This is a genomic window from Serratia sp. NPDC078593, assembly GCF_050268245.1.
Lineage (GTDB): Bacteria > Pseudomonadota > Gammaproteobacteria > Enterobacterales > Enterobacteriaceae > JBNNGK01.
The window spans coordinates 30,032-52,987 of record NZ_JBNNGK010000008.1 but is presented as its reverse complement, the minus strand read 5'-3'; the positions used below and the strand labels follow the sequence as shown (position 1 = coordinate 52,987).

General features: G+C 50.2%; 19 protein-coding genes. 12 read left to right on the top strand and 7 right to left on the bottom strand.

What is annotated here, in order from left to right; translation table 11 throughout:
• Window positions 1–41 precede the first annotated feature (41 nt).
• Window positions 42–917, top strand: coding sequence for a D-hexose-6-phosphate mutarotase (locus tag ACQKDS_RS10845; protein ID WP_399669907.1), 876 nt, complete (start codon window positions 42–44; stop codon window positions 915–917).
• 206 nt (window positions 918–1,123) lie between these two features.
• Here ACQKDS_RS10845 and ACQKDS_RS10840 read toward each other — a convergent pair whose 3' ends face one another.
• On the bottom strand, window positions 1,124–1,888 hold the full coding sequence (locus ACQKDS_RS10840) for a MipA/OmpV family protein (protein WP_399669905.1): 765 nt from the start codon (window positions 1,886–1,888) through the stop codon (window positions 1,124–1,126).
• A 432-nt stretch (window positions 1,889–2,320) separates the two neighbouring features.
• On the opposite strand from ACQKDS_RS10840, the gene yeaG reads away from it, so the two are divergent.
• Together yeaG and ACQKDS_RS10830 are read left to right on the top strand one after the other, a co-directional pair.
• Window positions 2,321–4,255: a protein kinase YeaG gene (gene yeaG, locus ACQKDS_RS10835; protein WP_399669902.1), complete on the top strand. Its 1,935-nt coding sequence runs from the start codon at window positions 2,321–2,323 to the stop codon at window positions 4,253–4,255.
• Window positions 4,256–4,442: 187 nt separating this feature from the next.
• Complete coding sequence (locus tag ACQKDS_RS10830) at window positions 4,443–5,714, top strand: YeaH/YhbH family protein (RefSeq protein WP_399669899.1); 1,272 nt, start codon at window positions 4,443–4,445, stop codon at window positions 5,712–5,714.
• Window positions 5,715–5,909: 195 nt separating this feature from the next.
• On the opposite strand, the gene ACQKDS_RS10825 is transcribed toward ACQKDS_RS10830, so the two are convergent.
• Window positions 5,910–6,071, bottom strand: coding sequence for a YqaE/Pmp3 family membrane protein (locus ACQKDS_RS10825; RefSeq protein ID WP_399670277.1), 162 nt, complete (start codon window positions 6,069–6,071; stop codon window positions 5,910–5,912).
• 185 nt (window positions 6,072–6,256) lie between these two features.
• Window positions 6,257–7,282 (bottom strand): CAP-Gly protein, encoded by a 1,026-nt coding sequence (locus ACQKDS_RS10820; RefSeq protein ID WP_399669896.1) that lies wholly within the window; start codon window positions 7,280–7,282, stop codon window positions 6,257–6,259.
• A gap of 360 nt (window positions 7,283–7,642) precedes the next feature.
• On the opposite strand from ACQKDS_RS10820, the gene ACQKDS_RS10815 reads away from it, so the two are divergent.
• Window positions 7,643–7,819, top strand: a complete 177-nt coding sequence (locus ACQKDS_RS10815) for a GhoT/OrtT family toxin (RefSeq protein ID WP_399669893.1) — start codon at window positions 7,643–7,645, stop codon at window positions 7,817–7,819.
• 49 nt (window positions 7,820–7,868) lie between these two features.
• Here ACQKDS_RS10815 and ACQKDS_RS10810 read toward each other — a convergent pair whose 3' ends face one another.
• Complete coding sequence (locus ACQKDS_RS10810; protein ID WP_399669890.1) at window positions 7,869–9,986, bottom strand: TonB-dependent siderophore receptor; 2,118 nt, start codon at window positions 9,984–9,986, stop codon at window positions 7,869–7,871.
• 851 nt (window positions 9,987–10,837) lie between these two features.
• Here ACQKDS_RS10810 and ACQKDS_RS10805 point away from each other — a divergent pair.
• Window positions 10,838–11,320 (top strand): hypothetical protein, encoded by a 483-nt coding sequence (locus tag ACQKDS_RS10805; protein ID WP_399669887.1) that lies wholly within the window; start codon window positions 10,838–10,840, stop codon window positions 11,318–11,320.
• Here ACQKDS_RS10805 and ACQKDS_RS10800 read toward each other — a convergent pair.
• Entirely contained in the window at window positions 11,308–11,487 is a 180-nt protein-coding gene (locus tag ACQKDS_RS10800) for a hypothetical protein (protein ID WP_399669884.1), read from the bottom strand. The genes ACQKDS_RS10805 and ACQKDS_RS10800 overlap by 13 nt on opposite strands.
• Before the next feature lie 152 nt (window positions 11,488–11,639).
• Between ACQKDS_RS10800 and ACQKDS_RS10795 the strand changes: the two genes are divergently transcribed.
• The 6 genes from ACQKDS_RS10795 (at window position 11,640) to ACQKDS_RS10770 (ending at window position 18,377) form a co-directional block, all read left to right on the top strand.
• Window positions 11,640–12,449 (top strand): ATP-binding cassette domain-containing protein, encoded by an 810-nt coding sequence (locus ACQKDS_RS10795; protein WP_399669881.1) that lies wholly within the window; start codon window positions 11,640–11,642, stop codon window positions 12,447–12,449.
• A 2-nt stretch (window positions 12,450–12,451) separates the two neighbouring features.
• Window positions 12,452–13,216: an ABC transporter ATP-binding protein gene (locus tag ACQKDS_RS10790; protein ID WP_399669878.1), complete on the top strand. Its 765-nt coding sequence runs from the start codon at window positions 12,452–12,454 to the stop codon at window positions 13,214–13,216.
• 18 nt (window positions 13,217–13,234) lie between these two features.
• Entirely contained in the window at window positions 13,235–14,743 is a 1,509-nt protein-coding gene (locus ACQKDS_RS10785) for an ABC transporter substrate-binding protein (RefSeq protein WP_399669875.1), read from the top strand.
• A complete protein-coding gene (locus ACQKDS_RS10780) occupies window positions 14,743–16,497 on the top strand; it encodes an ABC transporter permease subunit (protein WP_399669873.1) in 1,755 nt (584 codons plus the stop codon). The genes ACQKDS_RS10785 and ACQKDS_RS10780 overlap by 1 nt, the downstream gene beginning before the upstream one ends.
• Before the next feature lie 29 nt (window positions 16,498–16,526).
• Window positions 16,527–17,084, top strand: coding sequence for a 3'-5' exonuclease (locus tag ACQKDS_RS10775; protein WP_399669871.1), 558 nt, complete (start codon window positions 16,527–16,529; stop codon window positions 17,082–17,084).
• Window positions 17,085–17,183: 99 nt separating this feature from the next.
• On the top strand, window positions 17,184–18,377 hold the full coding sequence (locus ACQKDS_RS10770) for a multidrug effflux MFS transporter (RefSeq protein WP_399669868.1): 1,194 nt from the start codon (window positions 17,184–17,186) through the stop codon (window positions 18,375–18,377).
• Between the two features lie 5 nt (window positions 18,378–18,382).
• Here ACQKDS_RS10770 and dadX read toward each other — a convergent pair whose 3' ends face one another.
• Together dadX and ACQKDS_RS10760 are read right to left on the bottom strand one after the other, a co-directional pair.
• Window positions 18,383–19,453: a catabolic alanine racemase DadX gene (gene dadX / locus ACQKDS_RS10765; RefSeq protein WP_399669865.1), complete on the bottom strand. Its 1,071-nt coding sequence runs from the start codon at window positions 19,451–19,453 to the stop codon at window positions 18,383–18,385.
• Window positions 19,454–19,515: 62 nt separating this feature from the next.
• Window positions 19,516–20,820 carry a D-amino acid dehydrogenase gene (locus tag ACQKDS_RS10760; protein WP_399669862.1) on the bottom strand — a complete coding sequence of 435 codons (1,305 nt, stop codon included), beginning with the start codon at window positions 20,818–20,820 and terminating at the stop codon, window positions 19,516–19,518.
• Between the two features lie 523 nt (window positions 20,821–21,343).
• On the opposite strand from ACQKDS_RS10760, the gene ACQKDS_RS10755 reads away from it, so the two are divergent.
• The gene (locus ACQKDS_RS10755; RefSeq protein ID WP_399669859.1) at window positions 21,344–22,879 is read left to right on the top strand and encodes a SpoVR family protein; all 1,536 of its coding nucleotides are present in this window, start codon (window positions 21,344–21,346) and stop codon (window positions 22,877–22,879) included.
• The last annotated feature ends 77 nt before the right edge of the window (window positions 22,880–22,956 follow it).

Sequence of the window (22,956 nt, the reverse complement as noted above, 5' to 3'; positions counted from 1 at the left end):
TTTTTTGCTTCCTGCGGTGGATCGAATTAAGAGGCAATGCAATGAACGAAAATATTTTCACCCTGCCCGTTACGGAACAAATTTCCCCCTACCTTAGCCAACGTCAGTTAGAGGCTCTGCCGGTTATTGTGGTTTCGCACCCTAACGTGCGTGCAGCCATCACCTTGCAAGGCGCCCATCTGATTGCTTGGCAGCCTAGCGGTGAACAACCGGTTGTTTGGTTAAGCAACAACACGCCATTCGAGCCAGGTAAAGCAATTCGCGGCGGCGTGCCCATTTGCTGGCCGTGGTTCGGCCCCGTGGGTAAACCTTCGCATGGTTTTGCCCGTAATCAACCTTGGCAACTTACCGCCCATGATGAAGATGACAACGGCGTAATTCTGACCTTTACGCTGCAAGACAACGAACAAACGCGTGAACTGTGGCCGCACGAATTCACACTAATCGCGCGCTTTAAGTTGGGGAAAGAGTGTGAAGTAGAGCTGGAGTCGCACGGTAACTATCAAGCGACCGCAGCATTGCACACCTACTTCCACATCGGCGATATCGATACGGTGAAAGTGTCTGGCTTAGGCGAGCCCTATTTGGATAAAGTCGCTGATGGCACAGAAGCTAATCAGCACGGCGATGTGACTTTTGTCGGCCAGACTGACCGCGTTTATACCCAACCAGAACCGTTTAGCCTGATTAAAGACCCAACGCTGCAACGCACCATTGAAGTGCATCATCACCATATGAGTGACGTCATCGCCTGGAATCCGGGTGAGGTACTCTCTTGTAACATGGCTGACATGCCAAATAACGGCTATAAAACCATGGTTTGTGTGGAAACCGGGCGCATTAATAAACCGCTGGTAACGTGCGATGCGCAACCTGCACGGCTGGCTATGACCTTGCGGTGTCGCAAAGGGGCATAGACCGCGTCAATGAGTCATATAAAAATGGGGCACCAAGCCCACTTCAAACGGCTGACAAAACCTGTTATTTGGGAAAGCTTGCCGCCAGAGCTTCCCTCATTGCGCTAGGCTCGAGTACTTCGAGTTCAAAGGCAACGTTGTCATCAATATTAAGGGGCATAAAGCCCCTTTTACATAGCCGAATTACGCAATACCTCACGGCAGCGTTAGAAGCTGTAACTCACCCCGGTCCACAACACGCCCGTGTAAGATTTATCCACCATCGGGCTATCTTTAATTTCATCCGATAGTTGAATATAACGCCCCATAACGAACGTATTCCACGCGTTATTGATCTGATAGTTAGCGGTTAATTCAAGGTAAGGCGCCCAGCTATCATCTGGTGTATAGCTGTTCAGACCGCTGCGGCGCGATTCGTGATCGCTGACGCCATAATAATATTTGTTTTGGTTCTTGCTGTTCCAAGTCACGCCCACACCCGGCGTCAAGCTCCATGTGTCAAAGTTGAACTTGTAAAGGTATGCCACATCACCAATCAGGCCATTACTGTTATCTAACGTATCGCCGGAGAAAGTCGCGCGGATGGTCCCCCAGTCTGCATTATGGGAATACGCTACGCCAGCCATCAACGTTCCACGACGCTTATCCAAGCGCTTCATGCGATCGTCATCGCTGTCACCGGGTTTGTAGTGTAACGGTGAATAGTACGCCATAACACTCAGCTTATTTTCCCGATCGTTCCACAAATAATAACCAGCGGTCAGCGTGCGGAAGTAAAAATCATCAGCTTCATAATTAATCACCGGAACAGGATAAACCCGTGTCTGATAACCGCGATACGGATCCGGACTAACCAACGCAGAGGCGCCGAGTGACCAGGTCCCCGCTTGAGCACTGTGGGTACCCATCATAGCGGTCACGATAATAGCTAGCGTTTTTAATTGAGTCTTCTTCACTGGGTCTTTTTCCATAAATTACAGGGTTAATAGCGGCGATAGCTTATGCGAAATTTTACTGACGCGCTTAAAATTTACATTCAAAATTTAGCAAGATCCATCACGTTAATTCTGAAATATGTATAAATGATGTCAGTATCGTGATGTTTCACCCCACAGCCCAGACCCAGCAAGACTTACCTTCAAACCTTATAATAACTGAGTCATTGATATGACTTAAAAAAACCTTTTTCGCTAACAGGAAATTTTTCATTATGCCAACTAAGCTTAAAACAGAAGGTGAATTTATCCTGAGGGCAGTAGCAATACAGCGCAACTCGCGATAATAAGCGCACCAAGTTGGCATACGAGTTGCTGTACTCAGATATTAACTTCTTCTTTCGGGAGCCAGAACACGATAAACCACTCCCTTTACCCTGTGCTAATAACGAAAGGACGGGCATCGCTATGAACATATTTGACCACTATCGCCAGCGCTATGAAGCTGCCAAGGACGAAGAGTTCACACTGCAGGAGTTTCTTACCATTTGCCAGCAGGATCGCAGTGCCTACGCCAACGCCGCAGAACGTCTGCTCATGGCTATCGGTGAGCCGGTCATGGTCGACACCGCGCTTGAGTCACGCATGTCCCGCTTGTTCTCCAACCGCGTCATCGCACGCTATCCGGCTTTCGAGGAATTTTACGGCATGGAGGAGGCAATCGAACAGATTGTCTCTTATCTCAAACATGCCGCTCAAGGACTCGAAGAAAAGAAACAAATTCTTTATTTACTGGGTCCGGTAGGCGGCGGTAAATCATCGCTGGCCGAACGGCTGAAGGCCTTGATGCAACTGGTGCCTATCTATACGTTGAGTGCAAACGGCGAGCGTAGCCCGGTCAATGACCATCCGCTGTGCCTGTTTAATCCGCAAGAAGACGCCAATATTCTGGAAAAAGAGTACAACATTCCGCGCCGCTACCTCGGCACGATCATGTCGCCGTGGGCAGCGAAACGTCTGCATGAGTTTGGTGGCGATATCACCAAGTTCAAAGTAGTTAAAGTTCGCCCTTCTATACTGGAACAGATAGCCATTGCCAAAACAGAGCCCGGTGATGAGAACAACCAAGATATCTCAGCGCTGGTTGGTAAGGTGGATATTCGTAAGTTGGAAAACCACGCGCAAAACGATCCTGATGCCTACGGCTATTCCGGCGCATTATGCCGAGCCAACCAAGGGATAATGGAGTTTGTCGAGATGTTTAAAGCGCCCATCAAGGTGTTGCATCCACTGCTCACGGCCACCCAAGAAGGTAACTACAACGGAACCGAAGGTATTTCTGCCCTGCCATTCAACGGCATTATATTGGCGCACTCAAACGAATCGGAATGGGTGACGTTCCGTAATAATAAGAATAACGAGGCCTTCCTTGACCGTGTTTATATCGTCAAGGTGCCTTACTGCCTGCGGGTGTCGGAAGAGATCAAGATCTACGATAAGCTGCTCGACCATAGTGAATTGACACATGCGCCCTGCGCGCCAGGTACGCTGGAGACATTGGCTCGCTTTGCCGTGTTGTCACGGCTAAAAGAACCCGAAAACTCCAGCACCTACTCAAAAATGCGGGTGTACGATGGCGAAAGCCTGAAAGACACCGATCCGAAGGCTAAGTCGTATCAAGAGTATCGCGACTATGCTGGGGTTGATGAAGGAATGAACGGTCTTTCTACCCGTTTCGCCTTTAAAATCCTCTCTCGGGTATTCAACTTCGACCACACCGAAGTGGCCGCGAACCCCGTGCATTTATTCTATGTTCTGGAACAACAGATCGAACGCGAACAGTTCCCGCAAGATCTGGCTGAAAAGTATTTAGAACACCTTAAAGGTTATTTAATCCCGAAATATGCCGAGTTTATCGGTAAAGAGATTCAGACAGCCTATCTGGAATCTTACTCTGAATATGGGCAAAACATTTTTGACCGCTATGTAACTTATGCCGACTTCTGGATCCAGGATCAAGAATATCGCGATCCCGATACCGGTCAGCTGTTTGACCGTGAATCCCTGAATGCCGAACTGGAAAAAATCGAAAAACCGGCGGGTATCAGCAACCCGAAAGACTTCCGCAACGAAATCGTCAATTTTGTGCTGCGTGCCCGTGCTAATAACAACGGCCGCAATCCTAATTGGACCAGTTACGAGAAATTACGTACCGTGATTGAGAAAAAAATGTTCTCAAACACCGAAGAGTTGCTGCCGGTTATTTCGTTCAATGCTAAAACCTCAACGGATGAGCAAAAGAAACATGACGACTTTGTCGATCGCATGATGGAAAAAGGGTACACCCGCAAGCAGGTACGCCTGCTGTGTGAATGGTATCTGCGGGTGAGAAAATCGTCCTAATGAAGGACGTTGACGTCATAAAAAGCATGCTCAAAGGATTTTGCATCGCGTTTTAGTGACGCCGTAACGAGCACGATGCCCCCAGTTATATCGACCAACCGGTAAATGGGGGCATCTCTCGCTACCTACCACACTACGGCGTGAGTGATAACGGGCATGATAGTTGGCAACGTCGTTTGGGGGAACTATGGCTTATTTCATTGATCGACGGCTTAACGGTAAAAACAAGAGCATGGTGAACCGCCAACGCTTCTTACGCCGCTATAAGTCGCAAATAAAACAGTCGATTGCCGAAGCCATCAACAAGCGCTCGGTAACCGATATCGACAGTGGCGAATCGGTCTCGATCCCGACTGACGATATTAACGAACCGATGTTTCACCAAGGCCGTGGCGGCACTCGCCATCGCGTTCATCCCGGCAACGATCATTTTGTGCAGAATGACCGGGTTGAACGGCCGCAAGGAGGCGGCGGCGGCGGCGGCAGTGACCAAGGCCAGGCCAGCCAGGATGGTGAAGGCCAGGATGAATTCATCTTTCAGATATCGAAGGATGAGTATCTCGATCTTTTGTTTGAGGATTTGGCGTTGCCGAATCTTAAGAAAAATCAATACAAACAATTAACCGAGTTTAAAACACACCGTGCGGGATATACCGCCAACGGCGTACCTGCCAATATCAGCGTGGTACGCTCACTCCAGAATTCACTGGCACGTCGTACTGCGATGACGGCAGGCAAACGGCGTGAGTTAGCACAATTGGAACAACAATTAACCGCGCTGGAAAACTCAGAGCCAGCACAATTGCTCGAAGAGGAGCGGTTGCGTAAGGACATCGCAGAGCTACGGCAAAAAATCAAACGCGTTCCCTTTATCGACACCTTTGACCTACGTTATAAAAACTATGAACGTCGCCCTGAGCCTTCCAGCCAAGCCGTAATGTTCTGCTTAATGGATGTTTCCGGCTCAATGGATCAAGCCACTAAAGACATGGCCAAACGTTTTTATATTCTGCTCTATCTCTTCCTAAGCCGGACGTATAAAAATGTCGATGTCGTTTATATCCGCCATCATACGCAGGCAAAAGAAGTGGATGAACAAGAGTTCTTCTACTCGCAGGAAACGGGCGGCACCATTGTTTCCAGTGCGCTAAAACTGATGCATGACGTGGTAGAGGAACGCTATAACCCGGCGCAATGGAACATTTACGCGGCCCAGGCATCGGATGGTGATAACTGGGCTGATGATTCACCACTGTGCCACGAACTGTTAGCCAAAAAGCTGCTGCCTATGGTGCGCTACTACAGTTATATCGAAATCACCCGCCGTGCTCACCAAACACTGTGGCGCGAATATGAGGATTTGCAGACCAAGTTCGATAATTTCGCCATGCAGCATATACGTGAACCTGATGATATTTATCCTGTTTTTCGCGAGTTGTTTCGTACCCAAACCGCCTAGTCTTACGGCTTGGCGTCAACCGGCCACCTTGGCCGGTTTTTTTCCCACAATGCCTACTCCTGAAAATTTAACTTCGGCCTTACTGCAATGTAGCGTACTGTACGCCTAATGTATTGAAGCCGTTCTGTCCGCGGCCTTCCTTAAAATGCAAAACCCCGGCACGCAATGGCCGGGGTGTAAAAAGCAATAATAATCTTACGCTTGTTTTGTTTGTATCCAGAAGGCATGAATCAGCCCCGGGAAATAGCCTAACAATGTCAGGATGATATTAAGGATAAACGCCCCACCGATCCCTTTGTCCAACAGCACGCCCAACGGTGGCAGTATGATGGTAAATACAATACGCCAAAAACTCATCATTTCTCCTTAACTGACTTATTGAACGATCGACTTATTAGAACCCATTAATACCTTTAAACAGATATCGATGTTATCTCTGCGGGAATTCACTGATTGAATGCAGAGTACACGACGTTAAACCATAAAAACTCCGACAACAATCCGGAGTTTTGTGTCGCATTTCAATCAGCGTTCTTGCACCACTACTGACGACGGCAGCTTTTCACCCCCCACAACCCCGCCAGTGCGCTGATAACAGCCCCCACGAATAAGGCAAAGAATGACCACATCGCCGCACGTGCCACCACGTCTGTCGCTGCGGCGGCCTGCTCACGCGCCTTTTGTTTCAGTTGCGCATAGTGTTGTTTCGCTTGCTCGATCCTCACCTGAATATCATCCAAACGCTGGTTAACAACCTGAGCCGTTTCCTCTTTCTTGGTCAGCAGATTATCGACCATTTTATTCACTTCGTCCGAAGTCATGTTCGTATTATCGGCCAGCGCTTTGGTCAGGCTATCACGGTCAACATCCTGAGTGATAGACGCACCACGCTCCTTCAATTTAGCCGTCAAACCCTGAATGATCGTGTCGCTATTATCCGGGTTCATTGCAACTTGTTTTATCGCTTCCACAATTTCGGTTTTGGCACTGTCTAACTGCTTTTGCATATATTCTGGTTGCAAAGATTCAATATTACTTTTGCGTAACGCCGCAATGACCTGGTCATCTAACTTTTCAGGTTGTAGTTTGGTATCCAAACTCAGATCATCAAATGCGTCTTGCCCCAGGTTCGTCAGCCCTTTAAGGCCGCCGCCAACAGCAGAACCGGCGCCGGAAATCACGCTACCGGTTGCAGAAGCAATCGACCCCAGCGCATTACCGGTCGCCTTAATGGTGCCACCCAATACCACACTGCCTAACACCGCAGCGACAATCAGCGCCGTCGCCCATACCAGAAAACCGTGGATTCCCCCCTCATTACCCGCTAAATGGCCGGCAACAAATGCCCCAGCAGCCAAACTGATAATAATGGAGATCGCCGACCAAATGACGACCGTCATACCTGCGCCATTGATTGGATCGTCTGACATCGGATCGACAATGGCAAAACCTAAGCTAGTGCCAAGTGTGGACAATAATAGTGAGATTGCCAGTACGGTAATTACCCCACCGATAATACTTCCCCATGATACTTTTTTTACTGCGCGCGAATCGTTGGTTATTTCCATGCTGTAGCTCCTTATTAGCACCACTGTCAGTTATCTGGCAAAAGGCCAGCACCATTGAGTATAGTCTCTAATATTAAGCATGCTTTACATTAGATCGGTAAGTGAGCAAGCAGTCTCGATTAAAAAAATAAACCAGCACAATCAACATCATGGACAAAACAAAACACCATGCCAACTGTAACGCCCACGTTACAATGCACAATATCAGTAAGTATGATTTACCATTAATACTGCCGTGTAGCAAACAATGTAAAATGCCCCACCTCTACAACCCAACGTAATAGTTATCGTCAGCTAAGCATTGAATCAAGCACGCTAAGCGCCTAGAATGTGGGCCTGAAATAAAATTGGAATGGGTTCATGTCGTCGCTGTGGGTTGCAACACAATATTTTTATTTATTTGGCCTTTTATTTTCTATGGTTTTTACCTATCTGGTCAGTCGAGATACCGTTAGAATTCGTTGCCTCAGTGCGATTACCATCGGCCTAACCTGGCCATTAAGTCTACCAGTGGTATTATTATTCTCTCTGTTCTAAACAAAATAACAACCCCGATAGTCATCGGGGTATCAGTCAACTGATATAATTAAAAATCATAGCCGAGGGTCGCCACAATACTACGCGTTTGTCCCCAATAGCAGTAGCCCTTGCCATAACACGCAGCAACGTATTTCCTATCCGTCAGATTATTGACGTTAAGCTGAACATAAGCGCCTTTTAGCGAGGGCCAAATCTGGTCCATTTTCATTCGCACAGACGCATCCAATAGAGTGGCCGAAGGTATTCTCAGGGTATTTTCGTTATCAGCCCATTGTTTACCCATATAACGCATACCGGCTCCAACATTAATGCCATATCCAGCATCATATTGCCCCCACAACGCAGCCATTTGTTCCGGAGCCAGATACGGTGTATTACCCTTGTTGCCATCTACCACATCTTTGAACTTCACGCGATTATAGGTATATCCCGCAACCAAACTCAGGCGGTCGGTCAATTTGCTGCGCGCTTCCAATTCAATGCCCTGCGAATGCACCTTTCCTGCCGGTACATAAAAACTTTGTTGTATCACCCGGTTCGCCACATCCTTTTGTGTCAAATCGTACAGTGCCACGCTATAGAGTGATGAACCGCCCGGCGGCTGATATTTTAGCCCTATTTCATATTGTTGGCTGGTACTCGGCTTAAGCATATGCCCATCTTGATCTGCCAGCGCCTCCGGAGTAATAGCGGAGCTGTAGCTCGCATACGGCGATAACCCATTATCAAAACTGTACAATAAAGACGCTCGACCGCTGAAATGGTGGTCATTGCGTGCATCGACAGTGCCCGCTGTCAGGTTGATATTACGACTTTCCAGCCGGTCATAGCGTCCTGACAGGTTGAGATACCATTGGTTAAGGTTAATTTCGTCCTGCAGATAAAGACCGGTTTGTTCATAGCGTCGCTGTAAATCAGTGTGCACCAGATTGCTGATCACCGGCTGTAACGCCACACCGGTAAAAGGGTTTAGGTCGCTGGCATTTGCCTTTTCATCCCATAGGTTATTACGGAAGCGTTGATAATCCAGCCCAAGCATGAATTTATGCTCCAGCATGCCAGTGACAAATTCGGCCTCCAACTGAGTATCAACCGCATAGGCATCCAACGAGGTACTGGAACCACTGTAATAACGGTGCAACATGTTGCGATTGTCCCGCCAGCCGATCTGATAAACTTGTTCCAATTCCACATTGGAATGGGTGTAACTGCCGTTTTGACGGAAAGTCCAGACATCATTGAAACTGTGCGAAAATGCATAGCTATATATCTGTTCCCAACGCTTGAAAACGTTATGGCCACTGTCCCCATCAAAAAATCCATGCCCAAGTTTATCGCCCTGAGTGGAATACAGGCTGCCGTCGGCAGGCACCGCGCTGTGATACCCACCTGAAGGATCTTTTTGCAAATAGGCTTTCATTAACAACGAGGTATTCTCGCTCGGTTGCCACAATAACGACGGCGAAATAGCATAACGTTCCTCACGTTGGTGAGCATACTGAGTGTCACTGCTACGAGTCATCCCCGTCAAGCGATAAGCCCACTGTTCGGATAACGGTCCGGTAACGTCAAAAGCGCCACCCCGAGTATTATGATTGCCGCCCATCATATTAATGTGCCCTTCATAGGCGAATCTCGGTTGTTTGCTGGTTAGCGCCACTAGACCTCCGGGGATGCTTTGGCCGTACATCACTGACGCGGGCCCCTTGATAACGTCAATACGTTCCAAAAACCAAGGATCCACCTGTAACGCATTGTAGCTACCGCTGTCACTTAACAAACGCAGGCCATCAAGAAAGGTGTTATTCACATCACCGCCGTGGAAACCACGTAACGCAATAGTATCGTAACGCGTAGCGCCTCCAGCAAAATTAGTAAAGACGCCAGGTGTATATTTGAGCGCATCGTTAACGGTGAGCGCATTTTGGTCGGTCATTTGCTGGCGTGTAATAACCGAGACGGATTGCCCGGTTAATATCAGCGGCGTATCAGTTTTAGTGGCTCCCTGGCTGGTTGTCGCCGTGTAGCCCTGCGTGGCGGAATTCGCCGTATCGGCCGGTTTTGCTGTGACCACTACGGTCTCTTCCGCTACCGAGCTCAACGGCAAAAACAGCGCGAAAACACAAAAAATAGATGAATGCTTGGCAGGAGAAATCCGGTACATAGCTGTAATCCCTATAGAGGCTATTAAAAGCACACCGCAAAGAAGCTGAGGCAGCATCGCTGGCTGCCCTATCACAGAGGTTATTGGTGCACGGTGTGGATAAAATAGATTAATGATAAAGCAAATAACAATGATAATTATTATCTTTATCATACAAGGGGGTTTTTACGATAAAAAGCCAATAATTTATTGATTTATTTCATATTTATCCGATTACCTTCGCATAATGACAGCCGCGCCATCACGCTCTTAGCGCGTGAAAATGCCCTATAGCGAGGAGGATAAGCACAGCTTAACGGTTTAACTGACCAAGACAGTACGCTATCTGATACCCGCGCAACGGCGAAGGGGTATCGCCCCGGCAAACGGCAGTGCGCCATTCAGGATAATCAGCGTGCGCGGAAATAGGCTACCAAACGCAAAATTATCCACATACAGCCCAACAATAGACCGTTTAACAGGCACCATATGATCAATAGATAGATAAATGGCTGATAGGCGGGAATACCGCGATCGGCAGAAAAGGGGTTGTAATGCCAAAATCTAATAATAGTGAACGGGTTGAGATTAAGTTCGACAAAAAAATAGGCTGTTAGGGCCGATGGCAAAACAAAATAGAGCCACAACATAAAGACCATGATTATCGTTGTGCTAAGGCTATTTTTAAAATTTTTCATAAGAGGACGTGACCAATATAAGCAAACGTTTTCCAACGGAAGCATCGCAGTGAAAATAACCATCCGCAGTAAAAATAGTAAAGTTCCCTAGTTAGATAACAATAATTCCACAGGGATGTTTAGTTTTCATTTAATCATGTAGTGTTAAAAACAGAGCAGCTCAAGGAGACAACAATGCAACAGGATGATTATCCAACACCTGCCGACGTAAGAAAACTAAAAATAATCTATGGTTGGTACATTTATGTTATCTACGCCCTGCTGATATTTAATATCTACCTCACGGTCTACAATATCTGTGCCCGTCAACCGATTGATACGCCACTGTTCTCGGCAGCCCACAGTATGTTCATTGCTTTCCTGCTTTATCAGGTACTCAAAAAAAAGACACTCTTTGCATGGATAATGACGGCCTACTTTATCGGTATGCGTTTGTATTACGCCAACGTACTACACGCTGAGTTTAGTGTTGTGATGACAGGGTTGGTGTTTATTATTGTGACGATGCTACTCGCTGGCAACATGGTAGTCGGGCAATTAACCACACCCCAAATACGACGAGGCTGGCTGTTCAAACTTGGCTGGCGGCAAGCTATGTTACTGATCATCATCGCTGCGTTAGTTACCCGGCTCATTACAACAGATTACTTAGCCTGATCCGGCGACGAAACCTGCGGAATATGCGGTTCCGAAATATCAACCATGCGGCAAATTTTGCCGTAACTACCCGATTGTTCGCAAATTTTATCGGTGACAAAGGCCCCCAGATACCCCAATACCAATAGGTAAGCCATCATACATAAAATAAAAATTAGCGTTCTCACCAGTAACAACCACTTCGCAACGAATTATTGCCCATCATAGCCTAATTTGCTGTAGGACGCCTATCACGGCTACCGACGATTAAAGCTGGTCATCTTCGGATACAAAATGTTATGTTATCACATATCAAAAATTATCTTATGCAGACCGTAACATGGAACAGCGTCATTCACCGCTTTTGGTAGTCGAACAGTTAAACATATCAATTAATGACGCTCCTAAAGTGCAGAACCTGAGCTTCACCCTGCACGCTGGAGAATGCCTGTGTTTACTGGGCGCTTCGGGTTCCGGCAAATCACTCACTGCCGCGGCGTTACTCGGCACTTTACCCACTCATGCATCGGTCAGTGGATCTATTCGTTTGTTGGGAAAACAACTGGCAGGTGTTCACCTGCAACAGCGAGGTACTTTACCGCTCGCGGCCATCTTTCAGAATCCGTTTAGCGCGTTGAATCCGTTAGTAACGATTGGACATCAGTTAATCATGGTATTGCGTTATCAACGTGCGCTGTCACGTGAAGATGCCAACCGCTGCGCGAGTGACATGCTACAAATGCTTGGTCTGCCCCCGCAACAGATCCTGACTCGCTATCCGGGACAGCTTTCTGGAGGGCAGTGCCAACGGATTTGCGTCGCCATCGCCTTGGCCAGTCAACCGGCATTGCTCATTGCTGATGAACCCACGACGGCACTTGACACGGTTAGCCAACGCCAACTGCTGGATATGCTGCGTCAATTCAGTCAACAACCCGGCGCACCCGCACAATTATTCATCACCCACGATCTTTCCGTCGCTGCAGGTTTATGTCAACGCGCACTGGTGCTGGCACAGGGACGGCTGGTGGAAAGTGGCTCATTAAAGGCATTAATACAACAACCAAAACATCACTACACCCAGCAATTGGTCGCTGCGGCTTACCCGCAACGTCGCACCAACAGCTTACCGTTACAGCAAGTGAGTTAAGCATGTTGGACACATTCATCAGTCTGCAAGACGTCAGCCGTTCCTTCGGCACACAGCACCCTGGTTTGCAAGCCTGTAACCTCAATCTACGCGCCAAGGAGTGCGTTGGCCTGGTCGGCTGCTCCGGTGCGGGAAAATCTACCCTGCTGAAATTGCTTCTGGCCCTTGAGCATTGCGACAGCGGACGCATTTTTTGCCAAGGCCAACAAATTACACCTGCCTCTAGCACCAAACTGCGCTGGTACCGACGACTGGTGCAATACGTCCCGCAGGATGCACATGCTTCTCTTAATCCCCGGCATAATGTGGCTCAACTGATCGCTGAACCGCTGCGACAGTTAACCTCCAAACGTAATCTGGCGCCACGTGTTGAATGGGCTCTGAGACAAGTTGAACTTGACGGGCAACTGTTACATGCCCGCCCTGGTGAATTATCGGGCGGCCAAGCGCAGCGTGTGGCATTAGCTCGAGCCATTGCGCCGCAGCCCCGCTTCTTGCTTGCTGACGAACCGGTTAGCGGTCTGGATCTCCCTTTACGTCAGCAAATTATTTCGCTATTGGCCAACATTTCTCAGCGGCAAGAAATGGGGCTTTTGGTCGTTTCCCACGATTTGTCATTGGTTAGTCGCTTATGCCAACGGACGCTGGTCATGGATCACGGTGTGATTGTAGAAGACAGACCTACCGCTGCACTGCTACGCACCCCGCGCCATTGCGCAACTCAGGCTCTGATTGCCGCGATCCCCTCTGTTCCTTACGCTTGCTGAACTTTAAAGGAGTTTTTCATGTCATACCTGCGTTTGTTCGCCCCGTTTGGCCTGATGTTGGCTGGTAGCTTAGTGTTGAGCGGTTGTTTTGATCCACCAGAACCGCCAGAAATATCAGACGGTGAAAAGCGCCTCCGCGTGGTAATGCTACAACCCCCCCGCTCTGGATTGACGCCGTTGAGCGATGACGCATTTAAACTGTCACGCTGGAGCAATGCCGAAACCTTGGTGGTATTGAACGCGGCTGGTGACGCGACGCCGGCATTAGCGGAGAAATGGCAACAGGTTGATGATCATCACTGGCGTTTCGAGCTGCGCAAGGGGGTTAAATTTCATGATGGTACCCCATTGACAGCACACAGCGTGGTGCGTTCACTTACCGCTGCCATGCAGGCTGCGCCTAAACCGCGTATTTTGGACGGCATAGAGTTGAGCGCAGCGACGGACGGTGAGCATGCGGTAGTGATCACTATCCTGAAAGCAGATCCGTTGCTTCCCCAACGGCTTTCGAGTCCGCAATTGGCCATACTCGCGGAACGTGCTTATGGCGCTAACGGGGTGGTCAACCCGGTTCTTGCTGGAACGGGGGCGTTTATGCTGACTGAAATCAATGGCACCAGCAACGCTAAATTAACGCGCTTTGACGAGTATTGGGGGCAGCCTGCCGCCGCTGCGGGGATTGACGTCAGCTTTGTACCAGACGGAACCGCACGCGCGGCGGCACTACGGACGGGCAACGCCGATCTGGTGGAAGCCTTACCGGTCGCCCAAGTCCCTTTGATCGATCCCGCGCTGGTGCACGAAGTGCCGATGCCGCGTACAAATACCTTGTACCTTAATACCCGTCAGGGTGCCTTCAGCGATCCGTCATTGCGCGCCATTGCCGCTGCTGCCGTCGAGCGGCAAACCTTGGTAAAAAATGTCTACGAAGGCCGTGCGGATATCGCCAGTGGCCTGCTCGGCCCCGCGCTTCCTTGGGCCGCCACGTTACGTAAACCCCAAACCGCAGCGCTGCAACCAAACGCAACCGCCGCTGGCGCCACTATCACGCTGGCCACCTTCAGCGATCGCACTGAACTGCCGGAGGTCGCGGTATATCTCGCCCAACAATTGACTGCCGCCGGTTTTGTGGTGAAGCAGGAAGTACGGGAATATGCGCATATTGAAGCCGATGCGCTAGCTGGCAAATTCGACGCTTTTATCCTTTCACGCGCTACCGTGCTGGATTCCGGCGATCCTGTCGCCTATATGTACAGCGACTTTGCTTGCCAAGGTTCATTTAATATTGCGCAGTTATGCGATAAGTCGGTTGATGACGCATTGGCTCGTGCAGCGGTTATTCCTGCCGGCCCAGAACGCCGCCAAGCGATTATCGACGCGGAAAACCACATTTTGGCCACCCATGCGGCAATCCCATTGCTGCATGAGCGAGTGATTCAAGGCGAGGCTATCAATTTGCGCCATGCCGCACGCGATCCGCGTGAGCGCCAATTAGTGATGCCAACGACACAGGTCGCGCAACCATAATGTTACGCCTACTACAATGCTGTTTGCCGTGGTTATCACGCCTACTCGCACTCATCGGCATGGTGTTATTGGTCGGTTTATTACCGTGGTTATCGGGACGCGATCCGGCGCTCAGTCTGCTGCGAGCAAGATCCGGCGAGCAGGAAGCCACCGCCGAAGCACTGGACAGTATTCGCCAACGTTTCGGGCTTGATGAAGGGCCATTGATTCTACTCGGCCGTTGGCTCGTCGGGTTGCTAGAAGGCGATGCTGGCCATTCGTGGATCTCAGGTGAACCGGTGCTGCAAGGTATGCTCCGCGCAACGGGGGTGTCATTAACCTTGATGGCTTATGCTCTGGTAGTCGCTTTATGCATCGCTATCCTGCTGGTGCTGCCCACGTTGCGACGCGGCATGCGGGGCGATACACGTCCCACTACCGGCATACTTGCCACTAGCCTGACCGCATTGCCGGAGTTTCTGCTGGCCGCATTATTATTGATCGTCGGTGCGGTATGGTTACGTTGGTTACCGCCATTTGGTTGGCAAAGCTGGCAACATGCCCTATTGCCCGCACTCGCATTGGGTTTACCGGCCGGCGGGTTAATAGGCTTATTATTGAGTGACAGATTATCGGCGACCTTCAGTGAACGCTGGTTACAAACATGGTGTCTGGCCGGTATCCCCAAGCATCAGCGACTGTTGGCCGTTTTCCACCGAACCTTACCCGCATTATTGCCGCAGTTAGGGTTAGTTTTGGTCGGCCTAACCGGCGGCGCCGTGGCGGTTGAAAAGGTGTTTGCCATTCCCGGGTTAGGGCGTGCCACCTTGGGTGCCGCCGTCGCGCAAGATTTGCCCGCGCTACAATGTGGTATTTTATTACTGCTAGCGCTGGCCTTTGCCGCAGGTATAGTGATGCACCTGCTGCACTATCTTCTGCTAGGACGTATCGGCGCAACCTTGCCAAATACACCGCCGCCGGTAGTCACCGATAACAGCGGTTTTTTGATCGTTGGTGTCACCGCCGCCCTCTTGGCTTTAATTGTGTTGAGTGGGCTATTGCGCGATCCGCTTTCGTCCCTGCATCTACGGTTGGAATCGCCGAGCCTGGCTTTGCCGTTGGGAGCCGACGCCACGGGCCGCGATATTTTGGCGCGGGTAGCGTACGGCGCACTCAATACCTGCCTGTTGGCATTGGCAGTCAGTATGGCATCGCTGGTGCTGGGATTATTATTTGGTCTGATGCCACGGCTCATGTGCGGTGTCATTGAAACCGCTAATGCAACCCCGCCGATTATTGCTGGCCTCATGGTTGTCGCGGTAACTGGGCCGTCGGCTTACGGTGCCGCCTGCTCAGTGATGCTGGTCAGTTGGGCCCCTCTTGCTGCGCACTGTGCCTCACTGCTGGGCGAAGCGCGCAGCCAGTCGTATATCCGCATGTTACCGGTACTGGGCATTGGCCGCCTGCGCAGTTTTAGCCATTACTTGCTCCCTGCGGTGATAAGCCCGCTATTACGCCACGCCATGTTGCGCCTTCCGGGGATCGCGTTAGCCTTAGCTGCACTGGGCTTTCTCGGCTTAGGACCGCAACCGCCGAGTGCAGAATGGGGGCTGGTGTTGGCCGAGGGAATGCCTTATATCGAACGTGCGCCTTGGGCGGTATTGGCGCCGGCCAGTGCACTACTGCTCCTGTCATTACTGGCTATTTCTCTGGCGAGCACGCTAGGCTCAGCCCATGGGCAGCCGCGCAGCCGCCGCGCCTCTGTAGTACAATAAAACGATATAAAGCCGATTTGAGTACACCGATGCACCATTTGATGTTGGATATTGAAACGCTGGATATTAAGCCCTCGGCAGTGATTTTGGTGATTGCGGCGGTCTTCTTCGATCCGAAAACCGGGGAATTAGGTGCCGAATTTGAAACCGCAATCAATTGCCAAAAAGATCAACCCGAGCGCACCATGAGTTTGGATACCGTTGCGTGGTGGGCAAAACAGTCTGATGAGGCACGCAAGCTGGCATTTGGTGGCAGTGACAGTCTCAAGCGTGCCCTGACCAATCTGAGCCAGTTTATTCACATTAACAGCACGGCTACGGTCAAAGTCTGGGGCAATGGTAAAGAGTTTGATTGCACCATTCTTGAACATGCTTATCAGCAGCTTGCTATCAGTTGCCCGTGGAACTTCTGGGATACGCAAGACGTCCGCACCGTGATTACACTGGCAGAACTGCACGGCTTTAATCCCAAAAAAACTCGCCCCTTTGAGGGTACACCGCACCGAGCACTGGACGATGCCAAACATCAGGCGCGTTATGTCGCCGATGTGGTATCTGCCCTATATTATCGCCCCCGTTCGCTTTGACGAAAGCAGAGCCATGACATATCTGACATGGCTGCTTTTCATTTAACGATAGACACTCTACTCTAGCCATCTTTATCATTTGGATATGCTGTTTTTGTTATGCAAAAATTCCTACTTCTGCTCCTCAGTCTGGTGCTGCTGGGTCCATTGGGCATCGATCTTTATCTGCCGACTATTCCGGCTATCGCTGCGGGGCTCAACAGTAGCGAAGCGTTGATTCAATCCACAATCTCGCTCTTTATTCTCGTGTTGGGTTTAGGCCAGGTGATCGCCGGCCCCTTGGTTGATAATTATGGCCGCAAACCGGTGGCTTTAGCAGGCATCGTCATCTACATGCTCGGTGCTGCTATGGCAGCGCTGGCAACGACCCCGGCGTTATTCATCGCCTCACGTTTATTACAAGGTGTGGCGGTATGCTGTACCTCCGTCGTGGCCTTTAGCGGAGTGCGCGATCGTATGAACGGTGACGACGCAGCGCGCGCATTTGGCTTTCTAAACGGCACGTTGAATATCATTCCTGCGTTAGCCCCGCTGCTCGGCGGCCTATTAGCAGAAGCCTTCGGCTGGCGTGCGCCCTTCTGGTTCTTAGCACTCTATGCACTGTTGGTGCTTATTTTAATCGCCGTGTTGCTGCCTGAAACCCGACCAACCGGGACGCTACCGGTTAAAAATTTGCCGTTGCGCCAATACGCAAAAATTTTGCGTCAGCGGCGCTTTTTATCATTCGCTGTGGTGAATTCAGGCGCAATGGGTATGGCGTTGACTTATGTTTCTCTGGCACCCAACGTGCTGATGGGCACCGCCAAACTGACGCCACTACAGTTTTCACTGGTATTCGGTGCGAATGGTTTCTGGATCATGTTGGTGAGTTTTTTTGCCAACCGGCTGATTCGCAAAGTCGGGCGACCATTTTGTTTGGCAACCGGCGGCGTTTTAATGGGACTGGGATGCATCGGTTTAGTGTTGGGCATAGCGTTGCTGTCACCAGCCGCACAAACTCATTGGCTGGCCTATATGTTACCGGTTGCAAGCGCCTGCGCAGGGTTGGCATTTGTCATGGGGCCGGCCACCAGCTATGCGCTAGAGCCATACTCCAATGAGGCCGGTGTCGCCTCAGCCTTAGTGGGTTTTGCGCAAATGGCCGGTGGAGCCGTGCTGGGGTTATGCGCTATGGCGCTGCCGATGCAACCCAAACTGTCGCTAGCGTTGGTGATGCTGGTAGGGTGTTTACTGGCACTGCACGCACGACAGCGCAGTAAACACATTAAAGGCGAACTCAAAAACGTAGTATGAGTGCGTTACACCGTCACCACAGGCACCCGTGGTGCGATTGCCGTCAGCAGCTCGTAGCCTAGCGTACCCGCTGCGGCGGCCACATCATCCACCGGTAAACGACGCCCCCAAAGTTCCACTTCTGCACCGATATTGGCCTGGGGACACGGTGTTAAATCCACGGCCAGCATGTCCATCGATACCGTTCCCACCGTACGCGTCATGACGCCATCCACCCATATTGGTGTGCCGCTTGGTGCATGGCGTGGATAGCCATCGGCATAACCGCAGGCCACGATACCCACTCGCTGCACCGCGTTAGCCGCATAGCGCCAACCATAACCCACGCGATCGCCCGCTTTCAGCTGTTGAACGGCGATAATTTCACTGCGCAACGACAAAGTTGCCTGCAACCCAGTGTCGGCAATATCAGACCACTGACCGCTTGGTGAAGCGCCGTACAGAATAATACCGGGCCTCACCCAACTCCCGTGCGTTTCCGGATGCCATAGCGTTGCGGCAGAGTTGGCAAGGCTGCGCGGTGAAGATACCCCAACGGCGCCTGCTTCAATTGTCGCCATTTGCGCCACCACACCTTCCGCACTATCCGCCGTCGCGAAATGGCTCATCAGCGTCAGCGACGCAATATTTGGGATGGCTTGCGCTTGTCGCCAAACCAGCGGCAACCGCTCTGGCGCAAACCCTAGGCGATTCATGCCGCTATTGATTTTGAGATATACATCCAGCGGCGCCGAAAGTGGCGTTTTCGCGATCGCCGCTAACTGCCAATCGCTGTGTACAGTGGTGGTTAATCGATAACGATCGATTACCGCTAAATCTTCGGGTTGGAAAAAACCCTCTAGCAACAATATCGGCCCTTGCCAACCGGATTCACGTAACAAAACGGCCTCTTCCAGATCGAGCAACGCGAAGCCATCGGTGCGCGCCAGGCTTTGCCAAACACGCTTAATACCATGACCATACGCATTGGCTTTTATTACTGCCCACACCTTAGCGTTCGGTGCAAAACGGCGGATAACCTGTAAATTGTTGTCAAAAGCAGCAAGATGGAGCTTGGCGCTAATCGGGCGGGGCATGGGTACTCCTTTGAGGGCTAACGACATAGCCGCAAGACTGCGCCTGCGGCAATATTCAATGATTAACGCGCGGCGTGAACACCTTTTAATGGGATGTTACGCGCGTTGCAAAACCCATCGCTGTAACGCGCCACCGATAAATCATCGGATGGGATCGCCGGTGAGATGCCAGACATAAGATCGGACAGTAACTGACCCGAACCGCAGGCCATCGTCCACCCCAAGGTTCCATGCCCGGTATTAAGATACAGATTTTTCACGGAAGTCTTGCCAACGATTGGTGTACCATCGGGCGTCATTGGCCGCAGGCCGGTCCAGAAGGTCGCTTGCTCAACCTGACCACCGTTCGGATATAAATCACGCACCACCATTTCCAGTGTTGCACGCCGCTTTTGTTCCAGTTCCGTGTTAAAGCCGACAATCTCCGCCATACCGCCAACCCGTATACGCTGGTCGAAACGGGTAATCGCTATTTTATAGGTTTCATCTAAAACGGTGGAGTGCGGTGCGGCTGCCCCATCGGTAATTGGGATGGTCAACGAATAACCTTTCAACGGATAAACCGGAATCGACACTAACCCACGGAGCAGTGCGGTGGAGTAGGAGCCAAATGCAACCACATAACTATCGGCTTTAAATATTTGCTCACCGCACTGCACACCGCTAATTTGATCGCCATCCACCAGCAACCGGTCCACACTGTGGTTATACAAGAAGGTGACACCCGCCTGCTGCGCCATTTTCGCCAATTGCTGCGTGAATAATTGGCAATCACCGGTTTCATCATTCGGCAATTGCAGCCCACCGGTCAATTTATGCGCTACCTGAGCCAGCGCCGGTTCAACCGTCGCAAGTCGGCTGGCTTCGAGGAGTTGATACGGTACGCCAGCGTCTTCCAGAACCGCAATATCCTTGGCCGCATTGTCAAACTGCTGCTGAGTGCGGAACAGCTGCAACGTTCCCCCCTGCCGCCCTTCGTATTGAATGCCTGTTTCCTGTCGCAACGCTTTGATGCAATCACGGCTATATTCCGCCAGACGCACCATGCGCCCCTTATTGGTCATATAGTGCGCTGTGTTACAGTTTTTCAGCATCTGCCACATCCAGTTCAACTGGAAACGGCTACCGTCTAGACGGATTGCCAGCGGCGCATGGCGTTGGAACATCCATTTAACCGCTTTTAACGGGACGCCCGGCGCAGCCCACGGTGCCGCATATCCAGGTGAGATTTGCCCCGCATTGGCCGCGCTGGTTTCCATCGCCGGCCCTTCTTGTCGATCGATTACCGTGACCTCATGGCCAGCTTTCGCCAAATACCAAGCACTGGCTACGCCGACTACCCCGCTACCTAAAATTAAAACTCGCATCGCTGACTCCAGCCCAAGGCACAAAAAAGCATATTCTTCTGCAAACAGCAAATTAACTCAGTGGAAAAAACCAGCCAACATATTAATCATCAATCGTGACATATTTCACAATTAATTTATCGTTCAACACACTTTCTTTTGCAATAGGGGCGTCAAAATTAGCGATAAGCTGCGGCAAAGGACGAATTTGACGATAATTCATGCGGTAATCATGCACCTTGCTGGTATTGTGAACCTGAGAAAAACATCAAACATGCAACAATAAATTAACAGATGATAATTTAACTGCTCGACCAAAATTAAGAATAAAATTACAAATTTAAATATTAAATTAGAATAATACGCCACACACAATACGATGAGTGATGCACAGAATAAATTGCGCTGAATACCGGTAATGCCCTGTCAACCGCCAGTTGATTGAATTTTTAGGCTTTGTCAGCCGTAGGCTGCCAAGTTATGAGCTACGATTGTTACAGGGCCGCCACAATGAGCCAGGTCCGTTAAAAACGAGGGTGCGCTGATGACTACTTCAACACATGATCACGTTTTGGATGAAAAACGTCTGAGCGATGGACCGGACTGGACGTTCGAACTGTTGCAGGAGTATCTGGAGCAGATAGACCGAGTGGCTAAACATTACCAACTGGATACTTATCCGCATCAAATTGAGGTGATTACGTCCGAACAGATGATGGACGCTTACTCAAGCGTCGGCATGCCAATTAACTATACCCACTGGTCATTCGGCAAAAAATTCATCGAAACTGAGCAACGCTATAAACATGGGCAACAAGGTCTGGCCTATGAAATTGTCATTAACTCCAATCCGTGCATTGCTTATTTGATGGAAGAAAACACCATTACCCTGCAAGCCTTGGTGATGGCACATGCCTGTTACGGGCATAACTCATTTTTCAAAAACAACTATCTGTTTCGCAGTTGGACCGACGCCAGTTCCATCGTCGATTATCTGCTCTTTGCCCGTCACTATATCAGCGAGTGTGAAGAACGCTATGGTGTCGAAGAAGTTGAGAAATTACTGGATTCATGTCACGCCCTCATGAACTACGGAGTGGATCGCTACAAACGACCGCAAAAAATCTCCCTACAAGAAGAAAAAGCACGCCAAAAAAGCCGTGAGGAGTATTTGCAAAGCCAGGTTAATTCGCTGTGGAAAACTCTACCGCGCATCGAACGGGAGGAAGCCCCGGAACAGGCGCGTCGTTACCCTGCCGAACCACAGGAAAACCTTCTCTATTTTATGGAGAAGAACGCCCCGCTGCTGGAACCATGGCAACGCGAAGTGTTACGTATCGTGCGTAAAGTGAGTCAATATTTTTACCCACAAAAACAAACGCAGGTGATGAATGAGGGATGGGCTACCTTTTGGCATTACACTATTTTGAACCATCTGTATGATGAGGGGCGTGTCACCGAAAGCTTCATGCTTGAGTTCTTACACAGCCATACCAATGTGGTTTATCAACCACCGTATAACAGTCCTTATTACAACGGCATCAATCCCTATGCACTCGGTTTTGCCATGTTTCAAGATATCAAACGCATTTGTCAGTCACCCACGGAGGAAGATCGTCACTGGTTCCCGGATATTGCCGGTAAAGACTGGCTAGAGACGCTGCATTTCGCCATGCGTGACTTCAAGGACGAAAGTTTTATCAGCCAATTCTTGTCGCCGAAAGTGATGCGTGACTTTAGGTTATTTACCGTACTGGATGACGATCGCAATAATTATCTGGAAATTTCAGCCATTCATGATGAAGCCGGTTACCGCGCGATTCGGCAAGAATTATCCGCGCAATACAATCTCAGCAACCTCGAGCCAAATATTCAAATTTGGAACGTTGATTTGCGTGGCGACCGCTCACTGACACTGCGCTACGTCCCGCAAGAGCGCGCACCACTGGATAGAAGCCGCCGTGAGGTGATGAAGCACTTACACCGCTTATGGGGCTTTGACGTCATTTTAGAGCAGCAAAACGAAGACGGCAGTGTGGAACACTTGGAAAGATGTCCACCGCGGCCCAATTCGTTATAAACCGGGCAATAAAGGCCTTAGGAGAGGTGGCTGCTTAGCAGCCACACTTCAACATGGCATATGTCCAAAAATAAACC

What these genes read in the sequence shown, in the direction of transcription:
- ACQKDS_RS10845 (WP_399669907.1), top strand. Translation starts at nt 42, where the DNA reads ATGAACGAAAATATTTTCACCCTGCCCGTTACGGAACAAATTTCCCCC.
- ACQKDS_RS10840 (WP_399669905.1), bottom strand. Translation starts at nt 1,888, where the DNA reads ATGGAAAAAGACCCAGTGAAGAAGACTCAATTAAAAACGCTAGCTATT.
- yeaG (WP_399669902.1), top strand. Translation starts at nt 2,321, where the DNA reads ATGAACATATTTGACCACTATCGCCAGCGCTATGAAGCTGCCAAGGAC.
- ACQKDS_RS10830 (WP_399669899.1), top strand. Translation starts at nt 4,443, where the DNA reads ATGGCTTATTTCATTGATCGACGGCTTAACGGTAAAAACAAGAGCATG.
- ACQKDS_RS10825 (WP_399670277.1), bottom strand. Translation starts at nt 6,071, where the DNA reads ATGAGTTTTTGGCGTATTGTATTTACCATCATACTGCCACCGTTGGGC.
- ACQKDS_RS10820 (WP_399669896.1), bottom strand. Translation starts at nt 7,282, where the DNA reads ATGGAAATAACCAACGATTCGCGCGCAGTAAAAAAAGTATCATGGGGA.
- ACQKDS_RS10815 (WP_399669893.1), top strand. Translation starts at nt 7,643, where the DNA reads ATGTCGTCGCTGTGGGTTGCAACACAATATTTTTATTTATTTGGCCTT.
- ACQKDS_RS10810 (WP_399669890.1), bottom strand. Translation starts at nt 9,986, where the DNA reads ATGTACCGGATTTCTCCTGCCAAGCATTCATCTATTTTTTGTGTTTTC.
- ACQKDS_RS10805 (WP_399669887.1), top strand. Translation starts at nt 10,838, where the DNA reads ATGCAACAGGATGATTATCCAACACCTGCCGACGTAAGAAAACTAAAA.
- ACQKDS_RS10795 (WP_399669881.1), top strand. Translation starts at nt 11,640, where the DNA reads ATGGAACAGCGTCATTCACCGCTTTTGGTAGTCGAACAGTTAAACATA.
- ACQKDS_RS10790 (WP_399669878.1), top strand. Translation starts at nt 12,452, where the DNA reads ATGTTGGACACATTCATCAGTCTGCAAGACGTCAGCCGTTCCTTCGGC.
- ACQKDS_RS10785 (WP_399669875.1), top strand. Translation starts at nt 13,235, where the DNA reads ATGTCATACCTGCGTTTGTTCGCCCCGTTTGGCCTGATGTTGGCTGGT.
- ACQKDS_RS10780 (WP_399669873.1), top strand. Translation starts at nt 14,743, where the DNA reads ATGTTACGCCTACTACAATGCTGTTTGCCGTGGTTATCACGCCTACTC.
- ACQKDS_RS10775 (WP_399669871.1), top strand. Translation starts at nt 16,527, where the DNA reads ATGCACCATTTGATGTTGGATATTGAAACGCTGGATATTAAGCCCTCG.
- ACQKDS_RS10770 (WP_399669868.1), top strand. Translation starts at nt 17,184, where the DNA reads ATGCAAAAATTCCTACTTCTGCTCCTCAGTCTGGTGCTGCTGGGTCCA.
- dadX (WP_399669865.1), bottom strand. Translation starts at nt 19,453, where the DNA reads ATGCCCCGCCCGATTAGCGCCAAGCTCCATCTTGCTGCTTTTGACAAC.
- ACQKDS_RS10760 (WP_399669862.1), bottom strand. Translation starts at nt 20,820, where the DNA reads ATGCGAGTTTTAATTTTAGGTAGCGGGGTAGTCGGCGTAGCCAGTGCT.
- ACQKDS_RS10755 (WP_399669859.1), top strand. Translation starts at nt 21,344, where the DNA reads ATGACTACTTCAACACATGATCACGTTTTGGATGAAAAACGTCTGAGC.